Origin of the sequence: Pseudoclavibacter sp. RFBA6 (genome assembly GCF_002931575.1) — a bacterium.
Classification (GTDB): Bacteria; Actinomycetota; Actinomycetes; order Actinomycetales; family Microbacteriaceae; genus Pseudoclavibacter; species Pseudoclavibacter terrae.
Genome location: NZ_PSUA01000011.1, coordinates 95400 through 112237 on the forward strand (window position 1 = coordinate 95400; position 16838 = coordinate 112237).

At 68.6% G+C, this 16838-nt stretch carries 20 protein-coding genes and 1 tRNA gene; 5 read left to right on the forward strand and 16 right to left on the reverse strand.

Features of this window, described 5'->3' with window-relative positions; genetic code table 11:
• Positions 1-66 precede the first annotated feature (66 nt).
• From C5C17_RS08965 to C5C17_RS08985, 5 genes are all read left to right on the forward strand, one after another.
• Positions 67-276, forward strand: a complete 210-nt coding sequence (locus tag C5C17_RS08965) for an MbtH family protein (protein ID WP_218855261.1) — start codon at positions 67-69, stop codon at positions 274-276.
• The gene (locus C5C17_RS08970; protein ID WP_104253055.1) at positions 273-1256 is read left to right on the forward strand and encodes an ATP-binding cassette domain-containing protein; all 984 of its coding nucleotides are present in this window, start codon (positions 273-275) and stop codon (positions 1254-1256) included. Before C5C17_RS08965 ends, C5C17_RS08970 begins: the two co-directional genes overlap by 4 nt.
• Entirely contained in the window at positions 1253-2053 is an 801-nt protein-coding gene (locus C5C17_RS08975) for an ABC transporter permease (protein ID WP_104253056.1), read from the forward strand. Before C5C17_RS08970 ends, C5C17_RS08975 begins: the two co-directional genes overlap by 4 nt.
• Positions 2050-2850: a 4'-phosphopantetheinyl transferase superfamily protein gene (locus C5C17_RS08980; protein WP_181028532.1), complete on the forward strand. Its 801-nt coding sequence runs from the start codon at positions 2050-2052 to the stop codon at positions 2848-2850. Before C5C17_RS08975 ends, C5C17_RS08980 begins: the two co-directional genes overlap by 4 nt.
• A gap of 150 nt (positions 2851-3000) precedes the next feature.
• Positions 3001-3270, forward strand: a complete 270-nt coding sequence (locus tag C5C17_RS08985; protein WP_219820495.1) for an acylphosphatase — start codon at positions 3001-3003, stop codon at positions 3268-3270.
• Between the two features lie 6 nt (positions 3271-3276).
• Here C5C17_RS08985 and C5C17_RS18590 read toward each other — a convergent pair whose 3' ends face one another.
• The 16 genes from C5C17_RS18590 to C5C17_RS09065 all read right to left on the reverse strand — a co-directional run bounded on the left by C5C17_RS18590 (position 3277) and on the right by C5C17_RS09065 (position 16712).
• The gene (locus tag C5C17_RS18590) at positions 3277-3549 is read right to left on the reverse strand and encodes a TetR/AcrR family transcriptional regulator C-terminal domain-containing protein (protein ID WP_181028544.1); all 273 of its coding nucleotides are present in this window, start codon (positions 3547-3549) and stop codon (positions 3277-3279) included.
• A gap of 131 nt (positions 3550-3680) precedes the next feature.
• Entirely contained in the window at positions 3681-4439 is a 759-nt protein-coding gene (locus C5C17_RS08995; protein ID WP_258066107.1) for a DUF1345 domain-containing protein, read from the reverse strand.
• Positions 4440-4548: 109 nt separating this feature from the next.
• A tRNA-Ala gene (locus tag C5C17_RS09000) sits at positions 4549-4621 on the reverse strand.
• 76 nt (positions 4622-4697) lie between these two features.
• Positions 4698-5483, reverse strand: a complete 786-nt coding sequence (locus C5C17_RS09005) for a sulfite exporter TauE/SafE family protein (RefSeq protein WP_258066109.1) — start codon at positions 5481-5483, stop codon at positions 4698-4700.
• A gap of 5 nt (positions 5484-5488) precedes the next feature.
• Entirely contained in the window at positions 5489-5893 is a 405-nt protein-coding gene (rsfS, locus tag C5C17_RS09010; RefSeq protein WP_104253061.1) for a ribosome silencing factor, read from the reverse strand.
• 70 nt (positions 5894-5963) lie between these two features.
• On the reverse strand, positions 5964-6770 hold the full coding sequence (locus C5C17_RS09015; RefSeq protein ID WP_104253062.1) for a hypothetical protein: 807 nt from the start codon (positions 6768-6770) through the stop codon (positions 5964-5966).
• Positions 6767-7396, reverse strand: coding sequence for a nicotinate-nucleotide adenylyltransferase (nadD, locus tag C5C17_RS09020; protein WP_104253063.1), 630 nt, complete (start codon positions 7394-7396; stop codon positions 6767-6769). Before nadD ends, C5C17_RS09015 begins: the two co-directional genes overlap by 4 nt.
• Positions 7397-7418: 22 nt before the next feature.
• Positions 7419-7688: a hypothetical protein gene (locus C5C17_RS09025; RefSeq protein ID WP_146079117.1), complete on the reverse strand. Its 270-nt coding sequence runs from the start codon at positions 7686-7688 to the stop codon at positions 7419-7421.
• A gap of 28 nt (positions 7689-7716) precedes the next feature.
• Complete coding sequence (gene obgE, locus C5C17_RS09030) at positions 7717-9225, reverse strand: GTPase ObgE (RefSeq protein ID WP_104253065.1); 1509 nt, start codon at positions 9223-9225, stop codon at positions 7717-7719.
• A gap of 105 nt (positions 9226-9330) precedes the next feature.
• The gene (gene rpmA / locus C5C17_RS09035) at positions 9331-9585 is read right to left on the reverse strand and encodes a 50S ribosomal protein L27 (protein ID WP_068481308.1); all 255 of its coding nucleotides are present in this window, start codon (positions 9583-9585) and stop codon (positions 9331-9333) included.
• A gap of 18 nt (positions 9586-9603) precedes the next feature.
• Positions 9604-9912 carry a 50S ribosomal protein L21 gene (rplU, locus tag C5C17_RS09040; RefSeq protein ID WP_068481311.1) on the reverse strand — a complete coding sequence of 103 codons (309 nt, stop codon included), beginning with the start codon at positions 9910-9912 and terminating at the stop codon, positions 9604-9606.
• Between the two features lie 222 nt (positions 9913-10134).
• On the reverse strand, positions 10135-12810 hold the full coding sequence (locus C5C17_RS09045) for an Rne/Rng family ribonuclease (protein ID WP_104253066.1): 2676 nt from the start codon (positions 12808-12810) through the stop codon (positions 10135-10137).
• 287 nt (positions 12811-13097) lie between these two features.
• Positions 13098-14363, reverse strand: coding sequence for a M20 family metallopeptidase (locus C5C17_RS09050; RefSeq protein WP_104253067.1), 1266 nt, complete (start codon positions 14361-14363; stop codon positions 13098-13100).
• An 89-nt stretch (positions 14364-14452) separates the two neighbouring features.
• Entirely contained in the window at positions 14453-14875 is a 423-nt protein-coding gene (ndk, locus tag C5C17_RS09055) for a nucleoside-diphosphate kinase (protein WP_104253068.1), read from the reverse strand.
• Positions 14876-14937: 62 nt separating this feature from the next.
• Positions 14938-15387, reverse strand: coding sequence for a DUF4233 domain-containing protein (locus C5C17_RS09060; RefSeq protein ID WP_167516614.1), 450 nt, complete (start codon positions 15385-15387; stop codon positions 14938-14940).
• The gene (locus C5C17_RS09065; protein ID WP_258066151.1) at positions 15384-16712 is read right to left on the reverse strand and encodes a folylpolyglutamate synthase/dihydrofolate synthase family protein; all 1329 of its coding nucleotides are present in this window, start codon (positions 16710-16712) and stop codon (positions 15384-15386) included. Before C5C17_RS09065 ends, C5C17_RS09060 begins: the two co-directional genes overlap by 4 nt.
• Positions 16713-16838: the final 126 nt, after the last annotated feature.

The window sequence follows — 16838 nt, forward strand, 5'->3', positions numbered from 1 at the left end:
GGACCTTGAGAACCATTCGCGCCACCTCCACCACGACCCCCGCGCGTGACGAGTGAAGGGAACATCATGACCAATCCGTTCGATGACACATCCGCAGAGTTCCGAGTTCTTGTCAACGACCTGCAGCAGCACTCCCTGTGGCCAGACTTCGCCGACGTCCCCGCAGGGTGGGTCGTGGTCTACGGACCGGCCCCCAAGCAGGCCTGCCTCGACTACGTGACCGAGAACTGGCGGGACATCACGCCGGTCCGCGAGCGCGACCTGGCGGTCTCGTGATCTCGATTCGCGGCCTGCGGAAGCGATTCGGCGACTTCACCGCGCTCGACGGCGTCGACCTCGAGATCCCCGCCGGCTCCGTCCACGCCCTCCTCGGGCCGAACGGCGCTGGCAAGACCACCACGGTGCGCGTCGTCACGACGCTGCTCGATCCCGATGAGGGCGACGTGGAGGTGGCCGGCCATTCGGTGCAGCACGAGGCGCAGGACGTCCGCCGCAGCATCGGGGTCTCCGGTCAGTACGCGGCCGTCGACGAGAAGCTCACGGGAGTCGAGAACCTGACGATGGTCGGCCAGCTCTACGGGATGCGCAGGCGAGACGCCCGCGCCAGGGCCAACGAGCTCCTACGCGACTTCCGACTCGACGACCTGCCGGCGAAGAAGCGCGCCGGCGACTACTCCGGCGGCATGCGCCGGCGCCTCGACCTGGCGGGCGCGATCGTCGCCCGTCCGCCCGTCGTGATCCTCGACGAGCCGACGACCGGCCTCGACCCACGAGGGCGCCGCGACACGTGGGACGCCATCCAGACCCTCGCCACGGCGGGCACGACCGTGCTGCTGACCACGCAGTACCTGGAAGAGGCCGACCAGCTCGCCGACTCCATCTCCGTCATCGACGCGGGCAGCATCGTCGCGGAGGGCACGGCCGCCCAGCTCAAGGCCCGAGCCGGTGGCGCGTCGATCGACCTCGTCCTCGAGTCCTCCGACGACGGACGCCGCGCGCTCGACCTCGTCGCAAGCATCAGCAGCGAGGCGTCCCTCGACGACCGTGGTGTGCGCATCACCGCCAAGGCACCGCGTGGCAGCCACGACCTGTCCACCGTCCTGCGTGCGCTCGAGGACGCTGACATCGCCACGAGCGAGGCCGCCCTCCGGCAGCCCACGCTGGACGAGGTGTTCCTCCAGATCACGGGCCAGCGGCCGGATGAACCGACCGCGGATGCGACCGCGCACGACGAGCGAGAGGCGGTCACCGCGTGAGCGCCATCACGGCAGCATTCCGCGACGGCAGCATCGTCGCCCGCCGGAACGTCCTCAACGTCCAGCGCACGCCGGGAGCGCTGGTCACCGGCATCGCCCAGCCCATCATCTTCGTGCTCATCCTCGCGTTCGTCTTCGGCGGGGCGCTCGGCGGAGCCGACTACCGGCAGTTCCTCATCGGCGGCATCCTCGCGCAGACGCTCACCTTCAACTCCTCGTTCACGGCTGTCTACCTGGCGAAGGACCTCCAGTCGGGCCTCATCGACCGGCTGCGCACGCTGCCGATGTCGCGCGTGGGCGTCATCCTGGGTCGGACCAGCTCAGACCTCGTCACGAGCATCATCTCGATCGCCGTGATCCTGAGCTGCGGACTCGCGATCGGCTGGCGCGTCGAGTCCGGCCCACTCGAGGTGCTCCTCGCGTTCGGGCTGCTCCTGCTGTTCGCCTTCGCGACCTCCTGGATCGGAGCGACGATCGCGTTGACCGCCAAGAGCGTCGAGGTCGCTCAGAGCCTCGGCCTCCTCTGGCTGTTCCCCGTCTGCTTCATCTCCGGGGCCTTCGTCTCCGCCGACATGCTTCCCGGCCCCCTTCGCGCCTTCGCCGAGTGGAACCCGGTCACCGCGGTGGCAAGCGCCGTACGAGAGCTCTTCGGGAACGCGGCCCCGAGCGGCTTCACGGCCGCCGGCGGATGGCCTGCCGAGAACGCCGTGCTCTACGCCTTCCTCTGCAGCGTCGCCATCATCGCGATCTTCGCCCCGATCGCGGTCTGGCAGTACCGCCGCATCAGCCGCCGATGATCGCCGTGCTCGCCGCTGGCATCGACGAGGTACTGGACGCCGCGTCGATGTGCGCGAGCCAGGACGACCGCGTCACGGCGAGCGCCAGGCGCAGTGAGGAGCTGCGTCGACGAACGCTAGCGGGACGCGCCGCGCTGCGCCTGCTCGCAGCCTGGGGGCGCGGTCTGCCGCTCGAGCAGGCGAGCGAGCTCGAGATCTCCCGTCTCTGCCCGGACTGCGGTCGCCAGCACGGCCAGCCGCGCAGCGCCGACTTCGCCCTGAGCTCCTCGACGAGCACTGGACGGGTGCTCGTCGCGATCGCGGACCCCGCGGATGCGATCGGCGTCGACATCGAGACCGTCCCGCGACAGCTGTGGGCCGGGTTCGATGCGTATGCGCTGCACCCGGACGAACGCGCTCGGGTCTCCGACCTCGGCCAGCCGGCAGCTGTCGCAGCCCGCATCGGCACCTGGACCGCCAAGGAGGCGGCGCTGAAGGTCTCCGGCACCGGCCTGCGGACCGAGCCCGCCTCGCTGCGCGTCGACGAGCATCCGGACCCGGAGCATGCCGGCTGGCACCGCGTGCACGGCGCCCCATCCCCAGATCTCGCCGGCGCTCGTACCCCCGGCGATCCTGCCGCACCGACCCCCTCGCCGGTCAGCGTGCGGATGCTCGCGGTGCGAGGCAGCGCGAGAGCCGCGGTTGCGGCCAACCGCCCGCAGGAGGTGCGCCTCTGGACGATGCCGGAGCTGCTGACGGAACTCGGCTGTCTGCCAGACACCGGCTACGACGTCGGCGAGCTCTCGCACCTCACCTGAAGCTGCGTCCATACCTCTGCAGTCCTCGGGACGGCCTTGCTGCCGCTGCCGCCAGCAGCCGGAGGTGCCCGAGGTGGGAGAACCCTGTGTCTCAGGGCGAGCCGGGGCGGTGTATTCCCCCATTCACCGCGTTCGGAGCAGAATGTGCCCATGCGGAGAGTCAACGTGATCGTGTCCGGGAACGTGCAGGGCGTCGGCTATCGCTTCGGCGCCGCGCAGGAGGCCGAGCGCCTCAGTGTGAGCGGCTGGGTGCGCAACCTGCACGACGGCCGGGTCGAAGCCGAGCTCGAGGGTGAGGAGAGCCAGGTCGACGCGCTGCTCGCGTGGATGGCGGAGGGGCCGCAGTTTGCAGAGGTCACCTCCTCGCGTGTCTCCGAGCGCACCCCGAAGGGCATCGCGGGCTTCCGCGTCGTCCGCTGACGCCGTTCACGCGCCCCGCTCGAGGGCCAGCCTCGTCTCGAGCTGGTCGAGGATCATCTCGAGGCCGACGTCGAACTCGTCAGCGAAGTCGTACGCACCACCGATGATGCGTTCGCCGACGAGCTCCGCGAGGTGTGGGAACTCGTCGGCGGGCAGCTCCATCGCGGCGACGAACTCCTCCGCGTTCTGGCTCTGCTCGACCGGCAGGTTCTGCTCGGTGAGCACGAACCCGAAGACGTACGCATCGAGCAGCGAGTAGGCAGGTGAGGACAGCAGCACCGGGAACCCGCCGGCGCGCAGCGAGCCGAGCGTCGCGTCGTGGTGGGCGAGGACCGCGACTGCCGGGTTCGAACGGAACTCGTCGTGGACTCCGGTCGCAAGGTCGGCAACCTCGTCATCCTGCCGAACGACTAGCTCGTGAGGCCACCGAAGAGCACCGACACCATCATCGCGACGATGACCGAGTTGAACGAGAACGCCAGCACGACGTTCGTGCGCGCGATCCGCCAGCCTCGGCGGGACGTGATCTCTGCCGAGGCGGTCGCGGCCATCGTCGACATCAGCACGGCGAGCGTCAGATAGTCGCCGAACCGCGGTTCCTCCTCGAACGGGAACACGATCTCCGGGCGACGCGCGCACTCTTGCTCGAGGGCGGGTGCGCCCTCGAGACCGACCGCCGACTCCGTCGCTGCTGTCGCGTCCAGGCGCAAGTACTCGAGCGCGAAGGCGTAGACCATGAGCGCCCACGACGCGGCCACCGTCGCGAGCCCGAGCACCACGAAGATCGTCTGGTCACGGAACGCGGGTTCCTGCGCGATCGCGATCGTCAGAGCGACGGCGACCATGGCGCCGGCGGTCGTCCAGTCGGTCGCTCCCCCGTAGCCGACAAGCCGATGCCACCATCGACGCTTGGTGATGCGCTCCTGCCGGGACGCCACCCGCAACTGCACGGTGTCCGCGTTGCGGTACGCCAGGTGCGTCCAGATCAGGTAGACCGCACCGAACAGCGGCCAGAAGACGATGAAGATGCTCACCAGGTAGCGCACGGAGTCGCCGATCTCGACCCCGAGCCTGCTCGCCACGAAGATGTAGAAGGCTGCCGCGAAGGGCGTCGCGATCAGCGCGCTCCAGTTCGCGCGCGCGTTGTCGCTGGTTATGCGTCTCGCCATGCGGACATCCTGCCCCATGCCGACGTCGCAAGTGCGGGGTGAGGACCGCACACGCCCGCGGCACGATCGAGAAAGCCCCGGTCAGCGTGTGCTGACCGGGGCTTCTTAGTGGATCTGAGGGGATTCGAACCCCTGACCCCCTGCATGCCATGCAGGTGCGCTACCAGCTGCGCCACAGACCCGCACCCGTTTCCGGGAACTCGAAAATAATAGCTCAGAACCTGAGGCGTACCAAATCGAGGCGGCCGACGCGTGTCGCTACTGTGCGCGACGGCGTGGCCACGCGTCGACGGCCATGCGGATGGCGGTCGCCGCGAGGAACGCGGCGAAGAGGATATTCGCGAGCGATGGCGAGATGGCCGCCGCGCTCAACCCTCCGAAGCTCGTCGTCAGGCAAGCCGCCCCACCGACGGCGAGGCCAGCGCCCACGTCGACGTTCTTGCGTCGGAAGTTGCTGATCGTGCCGGAGATCGCCGTCGGGATCATCATGAGCAGCGAGCTGCCCTTGGCCAGCAGGTCGCTCGATCCGAACAGCACGACCAGCATGGGGACGACGACAACACCGCCGCCGATGCCGAGCAACCCGGAGAGCACTCCAGTGCAGAGGCCGAGGACGACGAGCAGCACTCCCCCGAGGACGTCGATATGGACGGCGGCGTCCCTCGACGGCACGACGAGGAAGAGGGAGACGATCACCACGCCGATGAAGGCGATGAACGACCACTGCAGGGTGCGCTTGGAGACCTTCTGCAGGAGCCATGACCCGATCGGCGCCCCGATGATAGCCCCCGCCGCCAGGAGCGCCGCGAGCAGCAGATCGACGTGGCCGCCGATCGCGTACGTCACGACGCCGACGATCGCCGAGGGCAGGATCGCGAGCAGCGAGGTGCCGGCCGCCAAGCGTGGGTCGAGTCGCACCAGGTAGATGAGAGCGGGCACGATGAGGATGCCCCCACCGACGCCGAAGAGGCCGGAGAGGAAGCCCGCCAGCAAGCCGGTGAGGATGAGCCACGCCCATCCTCCGGGGGACCTGCCGGTGGTCACGCCGGTCAGCTCTGCGCTTCCGGAGCCGAGTCCGCCGACTCCGCGTCGTCGGCCCCGATGTCGAGCTTCACGACGGGGGCGTCGTTCCACAGGCGCTCCAGCCCATAGAACATGCGCTCTTCCTCGTGGAAGACGTGCACGACGATGTCGTTGAAGTCGAGGAGCACCCAACGGCCCTCGCGGCGACCCTCACGGCGGAGCGTGCGCTGCCCGATGTCGCGCATCGCGTCTTCGATCTCGTCGGCGATGGACAGCACCATGCGCTCGTTTCGGCCGGAGACGAGCAGGAAGATGTCCGTGAGCGGCATGTTGTTCGAGACGTCGAGGGCGACGATGTCGAAGCCGAGTCTCGTGTCGGCGGCTTTCGCTGCGACGTGTGCCAGTTCGATTGCTCGCGTACTCGCGGTCATTCGGTCCCTTTCGTTGAGAGCCCTTGAGAGCTCATCGTGGTGTCCGAGAGGCGATGCGCTCGCCAGCTGATCAGAACCAACCCTGAACGATACCCAGGATCACGGCGACAACGCCAGCCACAGCGACGGCGATCCCGCTGACGACGGCCCAGATCGAGAGACGGATGCCGTGTCCGCGACGCGGCGCGAGCGGCATGCCCGGCTCGCGGACTGCACGACTGGCAGCGACCGGCGTGTGCTCCTCGACGACTCTGCCCGGCTGCGGCTCGTCGCCATCGTCCTCGCGGTCGATCTCGGGCGAGTCGAGGCCGCTGGTGAGCGTGCCGAAGTTGGACAGCTCACGGGAGACCTGCATCTTGCCCGTGACCATGAGGTCACCGGCCCCGCTGAGGGCACCCGTGATGTCCGGCGAGCTCATCTCGGGCATGACGATCATGCCCGTCGGCGTCTCGTCCGTGGAGTGGCTCGCCATCACGAGGCGACGGAAGTAGTCGCCGCTCGTGCCGTCTTCCTGGGCCTCCTGTTCGACGGCGGCAGGGCTGCGGTTGAACGAGTCGCCAGGCAGCTCCGCCGCCTCCGACGTATCGGTTGTCTCCGCGGGACGCTCGGGCGAGAGCCCGTCGATCTGCAGCGGAGCCTCGAGGGCGACACCGGATGCGGGCGAAGGCGCTGAAGGCAGTCCTTTGGCGTCAGCGCTCGTCTCTCCAGCGCTCGCCACATCCGCGCTCGCCACATCCGCGCTCCGGACGTCACTGCTCGGAGCTTCCGCCTCGACCGAGACGGTCGGCGTGCGGTTCGGCAGCGGTGTCTCCTCGCCCTTCTCGCGGCGCCGTTCGAGCTCTCGCAGCTCGCGGCGGGTCAGTGGAGCGTCACTCATATCGCATCAATCTCTTCAGCCGTGTACAGCCGGTGCTTCGCCATGTACTGCACGACGCCATCCGGGACCAGGTACCAGACCGGCTTCTCCTCGTAGGCGCGCTCCCTGATGTCGGTCGAGGAGATCGCCAGCGCGGGAATCTGGAGGACGGCGACCTTGTCTGCCGGGATCCCGTCGGTTCGCAGTTCGTGGCCGGGTCGAGAGACCGCCACGAACTGCGCGAGCTCGAAGAGCTCGAGCGAGTTCTTCCAGCCGAGGATCTGCGCGATGGCGTCCGCGCCCGTGATGAAGTAGAGGTCCGCATCAGGACGGAGCCGCTGCACGTCGCGAAGCGTGTCGATCGTGTACGTGGGACCGTCGCGGTCGACGTCGACTCGACTGACCTTGAATCGTGGGTTCGAGGCCGTCGCGATGACCGTCATGAGGTAGCGGTGCTCGACCGGCGTCACCTGCGACTTGTGCGACGGCTTGCCCGTCGGCACGAAGAGCACCTCGTCGAGCTCGAAGTGCGCTGCCGCCTCGCTCGCCGCCACGAGATGCCCGTGGTGAATGGGGTCGAAGGTGCCGCCCATGATGCCGACACGGCGACGCGCGACTGCAGGGGAGGTCTCGACGGTAGGAGGCATGGGGGCGGCGCGGCTCTTCGCGCTAGTGCTTCGAGTGGACCGAACCGGCTTCGATGACACCAGCGTGGTTGAACGGCTCGTACGGCACGACCTTCGAGTCGACCGGGTGGCTGTGCCACGTGTTCCGGAACGCGTACGTCACGGCGATGAGGACCACGAAGGTGACGAGCGTGACGACGCCGAACATGATCGGGGGCATCGCCAGCTCGTTGACGACGTGGTGCCCCTCTTCAGCAAGCAGAGTTTCAGCTAGCACAGCGTTGGCAAGCACGGCAGGAATCAGCTCGATCATGCCGTCCATCCTACCCATGTTCGACGGGTCACTCGTCGACCTTCCATACGCCGCCCTCGCGCTCACGCTCGAGCTCGGCGCGGGCCGCGGCCTTGCCATCCATCCGCTCGTAGTAGCCCTCGCGACGCTCGCGAGTCGTCGTGCGGGCGTTCTCCTCGAGGCGACTGTCCGTGCCACGAGGCGAGACGGTCAGCTCGGCCGCGCTCGTGAGCGTGGGCTCCCAGTCGAAGACGATGCCCTGCGAGCCGGGTCCGATGATCACTGCGGACCCTGCGACGGCACCCGCCTTGAAGAGGGCATCCTCGACGCCGATCTTGTTGAGACGGTCGGCGAGGTAGCCGATCGCCTCGTCATTGGCGAAGTCGGTCTGCGCCACCCAGCGCTGCGGCTTCTCGCCCAGGATCCGGTAGGTGTTGCCGTGCGTTCCGCCCTCGACGCGGATCTCGAAGTCCTTCTCGTCGACGGGGCGTGGGCGAAGCACGATGCGCGGCTTGATGGCCAGCTCGGCCAGCTTCGCCTCGCGGTCGCGTTCGATGAGCTCACCGAGCGCGAAGGAGAGCTCCTTGAGCCCTTCGTGGCTGACGGTGGAGATCTCGAAGACGCGGTAGCCGCGCTCCTCGAGCTCGGGACGGACGAAGTCCGCGAGCTCGCGGCCGTCCGGCAGGTCGATCTTGTTCAGCGCGATGAGCTGGGGACGCTCGAGCAGGGGCGTCTGCCCCTCGGGCACCGGGTAGCTGCGCAGCTCCTCGAGGATGACATCGAGGTCGCTGATCGGGTCGCGACCAGGATCGAGCGTTCCGCAGTCGAGTACGTGCAGGAGCGCAGAGCACCGCTCGACGTGCCTCAGGAAGTCGAGGCCGAGCCCCTTGCCCTCGCTCGCGCCCTCGATGAGTCCGGGCACGTCGGCGACCGTGTAGCGGTACTGGGCCGCCTGCACGACGCCGAGGTTGGGGTGGAGCGTCGTGAAGGGGTAGTCGGCGATCTTCGGCTTCGCGGCGGACATGGCCGCGATGAGACTCGACTTGCCGGCTGACGGGTAGCCGACGAACGCGACGTCGGCGACGATCTTGAGCTCGAGCTGCACCTGCAGCTCCTCGCCGGGCGTGCCGAGCAGCGCGAAGCCGGGAGCCTTGCGCTTGGTGTTCGCGAGTGAGGCGTTTCCCAGGCCGCCCTGGCCGCCCTCGGCCGCGACGTAGCGCATGCCGGGCTCCGACAGGTCGGCGAGCTCGACCCCGTCCGCGTCACGGACAACCGTGCCGACGGGAACGGGAAGGTCGAGCGGCTGACCCGTGTAGCCGTTGCGCCAGTCACCCATGCCGAAGCCGCCCTTGTCGCTCGAGCGGTGCGGCTTGTGGTGGTACGACAGCAGCGTCGTCTCCTGCGGGTCGGCGAAGAACGTGATGCTTCCACCGTTGCCGCCGTCACCGCCATCGGGGCCGGCGAGTGGCTTGAACTTCTCGCGCTTGACGGAGACGCAGCCGTTGCCACCCTCTCCGGCGCGCAGATACAGCGTCACCTGGTCGACGAAGGTGGCCATGAAGAGCTCCTGTAGAACGATTGGTCCTGAAAAGACGGATGAGGGGCGGACCGTGGCCCGCCCCTCATCCTGACACCGCCCTGAATTCAGGGACTGTGCTTGCTGCTATTCGCCAGCGACGATGTTGACCACCTTGCGGCGGCCCTTCGCACCGAACTCGACGATGCCTGCCGAGAGGGCGAACAGCGTGTCGTCGCCACCGCGGCCCACGAGGGCGCCGGGGTGGAAGTGCGTGCCGCGCTGACGGACGAGGATCTCGCCCGCGCTGACGGTCTGGCCCGCGAAGCGCTTCACGCCGAGGCGCTGAGCGTTCGAGTCACGGCCGTTGCGAGTCGAGCTCGCTCCCTTTTTGTGTGCCATTGAAGTCTGCTCCTCGACTTACTTGATGTCGGTGATCTTGATGCGCGTGAGCTCCTGACGGTGGCCCTGACGCTTCTTGTAACCGGTCTTGTTCTTGTACTTCTGGATGACGATCTTCGGGCCACGGAGGTCGTTCAGGACCTCGGCAGTCACCGTGACCTTAGCGAGCTTCTCTGCGTCACTCGTGATGGTCTCACCGTCGACGAGCAGCACAGCCGGAAGCGTGACGTTGCCCTTCTTGTCGGCAACAACACGGTTCGTGGTGAGCACAGTGCCCACCTCTACCTTCTCCTGCCGTCCACCGGCGCGCACAACTGCGAATACCACTTCAGTACCTTTTCTCCGAGCCCGACAAGGTCGGACGCTGTGTGTTCAAACTCTGGAAGCCCTGCTCGCTGCGGCGAGCTGACTCTGCCCTGCTACCGGGCGAGGGAATGCCAGCACGAATGCAAACGTGCAACAGCGAACCACTTTACCCGGCAGGGTCGGTACGCGCAAGCGCACCCACCCGGTGGGCGCTCTCGCGCCCGGCCGCCCTGCTCTGGCCGCCTATTCGGCGGAGAGCGGAGGCGTCGTGATGCGGCGGCGGCGCGGACGCCCCGAAGCACCCTTCGGCGGCTCAGCCGTGACCGGCTGGACTGCCTTCGGTGCCGACGTCACCGACGCATCCTGAGACTCCTCAGGGGCGGCGGCGGGTGTCGTCACCTCGACCGCGGCTGGGGCCCCGGTCGTTTCGCTCGCTGCGGGCTGCTGCTGTTCACCCTCGGGGGCGACCAGCGCATCCAGCAGCGAGTCGAGTTCGCGCAGCGCTGCCGGGTCGGCCTCGCGCGTGGTCTGGGCCGGCTCGGCACTCTTGGCCGAGTCGAAGTCGAAGAGGTTCTCACTGGCGCGAGCCTTGCGGTCGTCGCTGTCGGACTGCTGTGCCTCGTTGCGGTCGACAGACGCCGCGTCGCCAGATGCCACCTCCGGCGCCTGGTCGTGCGCCTGGTCGTGCGTCGATGCGGGCGCCTGGGCGTCCGTCTTGGCACGCCGGCGTCCGCGACGCGAGCGACGAGACTCACTCGGCTGGGCAGCCTGCTCGTCACCCCGCTCGTCGGCGGCCGGAGCCTGGGCGCCTGGCTGCGACTGCGATTCCGCGGCCTGCTCCTCGCCGTGCTCACCCGGCTTCTGACCGTTGATGGTGGACGCGGCGATCTTGGAGAGGGCCCCACGGAGCTCGTCCGTGATGCCGTGCGTGGACGTCGACGGCGCCGCTGGAGCTGCGACCGCCCGAGGGCCCTGCTGCTCTCGCTGCTGTCCGCCGCCGCGACCCTTGCGGCCGTTCTTGCTGTTGGCGGCACTGTCAGGAGCGCCACCGCGGTGCTTGAGCACCGGGTCGTGGAACACGATGACTCCGCGACCCGCGCAGGACTCGCACGGTTCGCTGAACGTCTCGAGCAGGCCGAGGCCCAGCTTCTTGCGGGTCATCTGCACCAGACCGAGGCTCGTGACCTCGGCGACCTGGTGCTTGGTCCGGTCGCGGCTGAGGCACTCGATGAGGCGACGCATGACGAGGTCGCGGTTCGATTCGAGCACCATGTCGATGAAGTCGACGACGATGATGCCGCCGATGTCGCGGAGACGCAGCTGACGCACCACCTCTTCGGCGGCCTCGAGGTTGTTCTTCGTGACCGTCTCCTCGAGGTTGCCGCCGGAGCCGACGAACTTCCCCGTGTTGACGTCGACGACCGTCATGGCCTCAGTGCGGTCGATGACCAGCGATCCACCGGAGGGCAGCCAGACCTTGCGGTCGAGGGCCTTCTCGATGTGCTCGGTGGCGCGGTACTCGGCGAAGACGTCGCCGCCCTGGAATGCCTCGACGCGATCGACGAGGTCAGGGGCCACCTGGCGCAGGTAGGTCGTGATGGTCTCGAGCTCGTCGCTGCCCTGGATCACGATCTTCTGGAAGTCCTCGTTGAAGACATCGCGGATGATCTTGATGAGCAGGTCGGGCTCGGAGTGCAGGAGCGCAGGAGCCGGGCCGGCCTCGATGCGGGAGGAGATGTCGGCCCACTGAGCCGTGAGTCGGTTGACGTCGCGCTCGAGCTGGTCCTGAGTCGCTCCCTCGGCGGCCGTGCGCACGATGACGCCGACGCCTGCCGGCAGGGTCTCCTTCAGGATCTTCTTGAGGCGAGCGCGCTCGGTGTCCGGCAGCTTGCGTGAGATGCCGTTCATCGAGTTGCCGGGAACGTAGACGAGGTAGCGGCCGGGAAGCGAGACCTGGCTCGTGAGGCGCGCACCCTTGTGGCCGATCGGGTCCTTCGTGACCTGGACGAGCACGCGGTCGCCGGGCTTGAGGGCGTTCTCGATGCGACGCGACTTGCCACCGACCTCTGCAGCGGCCCAGTCGACCTCGCCGGAGTAGAGGACGGCGTTGCGTCCGCGACCGATGTCGATGAAGGCGGCTTCCATGCTCGGCAGCACGTTCTGGACGCGGCCGAGGTAGACGTTCCCGATGAGCGACGACTCCTGCGAGCGGGCGACGTAGTGCTCGACGAGGACCTTGTCCTCGAGCACGCCGATCTGCACGCGGTCGTCCTTGGCTCGGACGAGCATGACGCGGTCGACGGACTCGCGCCGGGCGAGGAACTCGGATTCGGTGACGACCTGGCGACGGCGACCGCTCTCGCGACCCTCGCGGCGTCGCTGGCGCTTCGCTTCGAGACGAGTGGAGCCCTTGATCTTCTGCGGCTCCGTGATGAGCACCGGCTCTTCGGCCTGCTGCTCCTCACGAGGCTGACGGCGGCGAGTCGTCGACTGGGAGCGCTCGGCGGATGCCTGCCTGCGGTCGTCACGGGAGGAATCGCGTGAGCGGTCTCCACGGTCTGAGCGGTCTCCACGCTCCGAACGCTCTCCGCGGTCGGAGCGGTCGGTCGACTCCTGGCGGTCGTAGCGGTCGGCGCGCTCCGAACGCTCGTACGGCTCGTCGTCCTGGCGGCGCGACCGGCTGCGGTCCTCGCGCGGTGCGCGCTCCAGGACCGGCGGCAGATCGGGCTGCAGGAAGAACAGCGTCGTCGACGAGAGGACGGCAGGGATGGGCGACGTCGCGTCTTCCCCGGAACCCTGTTCCTCGGTCTCTTCTGCAACCGCCTGCGCGGACTCCTGGCGGAGTTCCGCGTCGAGCTGCTCCTGGGCGCTCGCCGACTCCGTGTTGGTGTTCTGGTCTGATTCGTTTGTGGTCACCATTTCTGGTGTGCTCCTACTCCGGCGTGGCGCAAAGCGTGCGCCCACCCCTCCGGGCGATGAGGATGTTACGCATCCTCATCGAAAATGGTCTCCGCCCGTTCGGCGGAAATGTTGTTCGTGCTGTGCCGCGGTTGCGGCGATCCTGCCTGCGGCGCGTGCGACGGAGCGTTGCTCTGCTCGTGGCGCGTGCCTGAAAAACTTCGGGTGCCGTGGGACTCTGCCCGGTCGACGGTCCCAGTATCGCACGGCCGACGCTCCCGGGCCCTGATTCGGCTGTGGGCCGATCGTCAGGGAAGGGCGCGCCTGTGGTGGGCGATGCCGAGGATGCGCTCGGCGGCCGCGCAGTACCCGGCGAGGAAGGCGCTGGCCACAAGCCCCACCGCGTCTTCCGTCGGCAGGAACCGCGGGTGGTGCAGCGTCGGGGCGTAGGCGCCATCCGGACCGGGAAGCCCAGCCGTCTCGACGCCAGCGAAGCACATGATCGACGGCACCTCGTCGCAGTAGTACGAGAAGTCGTCGCCACCCAGCGAGCGCATGGGCTCAGCGCCGTCGACGCCGAGCCGCGCGAGCCAGTCGTCGGCGTCGGAGGCCAGGTGGGAGTCGTTGATGAGCACCGGCATGTTCTGATGCATGTGGACGACGGCCTCCGTGCCGTAGGCCTCTGCCGTGCGCACCGCGAGATGCTGCACGGCCGCGAAGAGCAGTTCACGGTCTCTGGGGGCGGTGGTGCGCATGGACGCGAGCAGCCGCGCGCTCGAGGGCAGCACGTTCGCCGCCCCCTCCCCCGCGCTCAGCGTGCCGACGCTGATCACGGCGGGGTTCATCGGGGAGATGGTGCGACGGACCACCTCGGGCAGGCCGAGGGCGATCTGGGCGATCGCCGCGACGGGATCGGCTGCCTGGTGCGGGTACGCACCGTGGCCGCCGCGCCCCTGGAGTGAGATCTCGATCTCGTCAGCGGCCGCGTTGATGTAGCCGCCGCCGATCGCGATGGCACCTCGCGGCACGCCCGGGTGCACGTGTGCGCCGATGACGTGCTCGACCTGGAACCGCTCGAGACCGCCCTCCTGGACGATCTGATGCGCACCGGACGGATAGGTCTCTTCCCGCGGTTGGAGGATCGGCACCAGACCGACGGGCAGCTCCAGGTGGTCGGCGGCGCGGATGAATGCGACCAGCGCGGCCTGATGCACGTCATGACCGCACGCGTGCATCGCCCCGTTGGCCGAGGCGAACGGAACTCCGGTGAGCTCGGTCAGGGGCAGCGCGTCCAACTCCGCCCGGACTCCCACCGCACCCCCCGCACTCGGGCCGAGTCGCCCGATGCGGCCAGAGTCGGCGATGCGATGCATCGCGACCCGGTCGCCGAGCTCGCTCTCGAGACGAGCGGCGGTCTCGTTCTCGTCACCGGAGAGCCTGGGGTTCGCGTGCAGCTCCTGGCGGAGGCGCACCGCGGCCGGCAGCTCGTCGCGCAACGCGACGCGCCACGCCGCGGCCAGCTCATCGAGCCGCTCACCGTCTGCCGTCGCAGACGATCCTCGCCCAGCCTTCATCCGTGCCTCGCCCCCGAATCACTCGTGTCGGACCTGCCGGTCCGCCTATTGCGAAGCCTACGACTCCGCCGCCCTGCAGCCCGAGTCGGTCAGCCCGCGAACCAGATGCCGAGCTCGCGCTGTGCCGACGAGGTGGAGTCGGACCCGTGGACGATGTTCAGCAGGACGCCCGCGTCCCAGTCGCGGCCGAGGTCGCCGCGAATCGTGCCGGGTGCGGCCGTCGTGGGGTCGGTGGTGCCTGCCAGCGAGCGGAAGCCCTCGATGACGCGGTGGCCCGCGACGCGGATCGCGACGGTCGGTCCCGACTGCATGAACTCGAGGAGCCCCTCGTAGAACGGCTTGCCCTCGTGCTCCGCGTAGTGCGCGGACAGGATGGCGCGGTCGGCGTGCACGAGGCGGATGTCGACGAGCGAGTAGCCCTTCGTCTCGATGCGGCGGAGCACTTCGCCCGTGAGGCCGCGCTGCACGCCGTCCGGCTTGACGAGCACAAGCGTCTCTTCGATGGTTGCCATGATTCCTCCATTGGTCGTGGTGGTCTGCCCGTGAGGGCCGGGTCGGTGGATGTGAGCCTGCGTCAGCTGCTCGGTGTGTCGGTCTGGTCGATGGGCTGTCCGTCGATGCCGATCTCCCCAGCCGCGAGGCGACGGTTGTACTCGGCGATGATCGGGGCACGCTGTCGGTCGATCTGGCCGCCCTTCCACATGAAGTACGTCCAGGAGGCGAGGAACAGCGCCCCGACGACGAACATACCGGGGTGGAGGAAGCCGGCGGCGACGAGCAGCACCTGCACCGCCCATCCGAGCCAGATCCCCCACTCGTGGCGGAGGAATCTGATCGTCACGAGGATCAGCACGGCGAAGGCCGCCCCGAGCACGAATGCAGGGACGGGGTCGAGCACCCGCATCCCGAAGATGAGGAGTGTGCCCAGGAAGACGACGAAGAGCTCGAAACCCAGGAAGATGGAGCCGATGACCTCGCGAATGCTGCGCTGGCGAGGGACTCGGGTTCGGTTCCGCGGACTCACGACTCCTGCGCCCAGCCTTCGTCGCGCGACAGGGTGAGTGCCGTGCCGATGAGCGTCACGGAGCCTGTGACGAGAACTGCCGCGTTCTTGCCCTCGTCCGCGCCTTCTGCGAGGAGGTCGAGAGCGACCTCGCGGGCGCGTTCGATGGCGTCCTCAGCACGCTCGAGCACCTCGGGTTCGCTGCCCGTGACGTCGCGAACGATGTCGCCGAGCGTTTCAGCGTCGATGGCGCGCACCGAGTCGGACTGCGTGACCACGAAACGCTCGGCGATGGGCTGCAACGCCCGGATGATCCCGGCGGCGTCCTTGTCCTCGAGCACGCCGAGGACCACGACGACCCGCGAGAAGTCGAACGACTCGGTCACCGCTCGCGCGAGCGCCTCCGCGCCGTGCGGATTGTGGGCGGCGTCGATGAGCATAGGGGGCGTGACGCCGATGCGCTCGAGTCGGCCGGGGGACGTCACCTCGCCGAACGCGGCCTCGACGAGCTCGTCGTTCAGGCTCCGGTTCGCGCCGAAGAAGGCTTCGACGGCTGCGAGAGCAACGGCCGCGTTGTGGGCCTGGTACTCCCCGTCGAGCGGCAGGAGGAGGTCCGCGTACCTGCCCGCGATGCCGCGCACGGTGATGAGCCGACCGCCGACCGCGAGCTGGTTGTCGGTGACCGCGAAGTCGGTGGGCTCGGCGAAGACCTGGGCCTCGGAGATGCCCGCGGCCCGCGTGATCTCGGCGAGCACCTCTGGCTGCTGCTCGGCGGTGACGACACGTGCGGCCGGCTTGATGATGCCCGCCTTCGTGCGCGCGATCTCGTCGAGGGTTCGGCCGAGCCGCTGCGTGTGGTCCAGCGCGATGGGCGTGAAGACCGCCACCTCGCCGTCGGCGACGTTCGTGGAGTCCCACTCGCCGCCCATCCCGACCTCGACGACCGCCACGTCGACGGGCGCGTCCGCGAAGCACGCGTAGGCCAGCACGGTGAGCGCCTCGAAGAACGTGAGGCGCGGCTCGCCGGCGGCCTCGAGCTCCGCATCCACGATCGAGAGGAACGGGGTGATGTCCTCCCAGTTCGCGACGAGTCGCTCGTCGCTGATGGGGCTCCCGTCGACGGCGATGCGCTCGTTGAGGCGCTCGAGGTGCGGGCTCGTCAGGAGGCCGGTGCGCAGGCCGTGGGCACGTAGCACCGTCTCGATGATGCGTGCCGTCGAGCTCTTGCCGTTGGTGCCCGTGAGGTGGATGACGGGGTAGGCCGTGTGCACGTCGCCGAGCAGCTCGACCGCGCGCCGCGTGGCGTGCAGGCGCGGCTCGGGAGCCGCCTCCCCCACGCGCTCCATGAGCTCGTCGAAGACCCGCTCGCCCTCCCTGGCCCAGTCCGTTCCTTCGAGCAGGAGGCGCTCGTCCTCCTCGCGCTCGGTCAGGACCTCGTCCTCGTCGTCGGAGACTGCTGGCATGAACGTCTC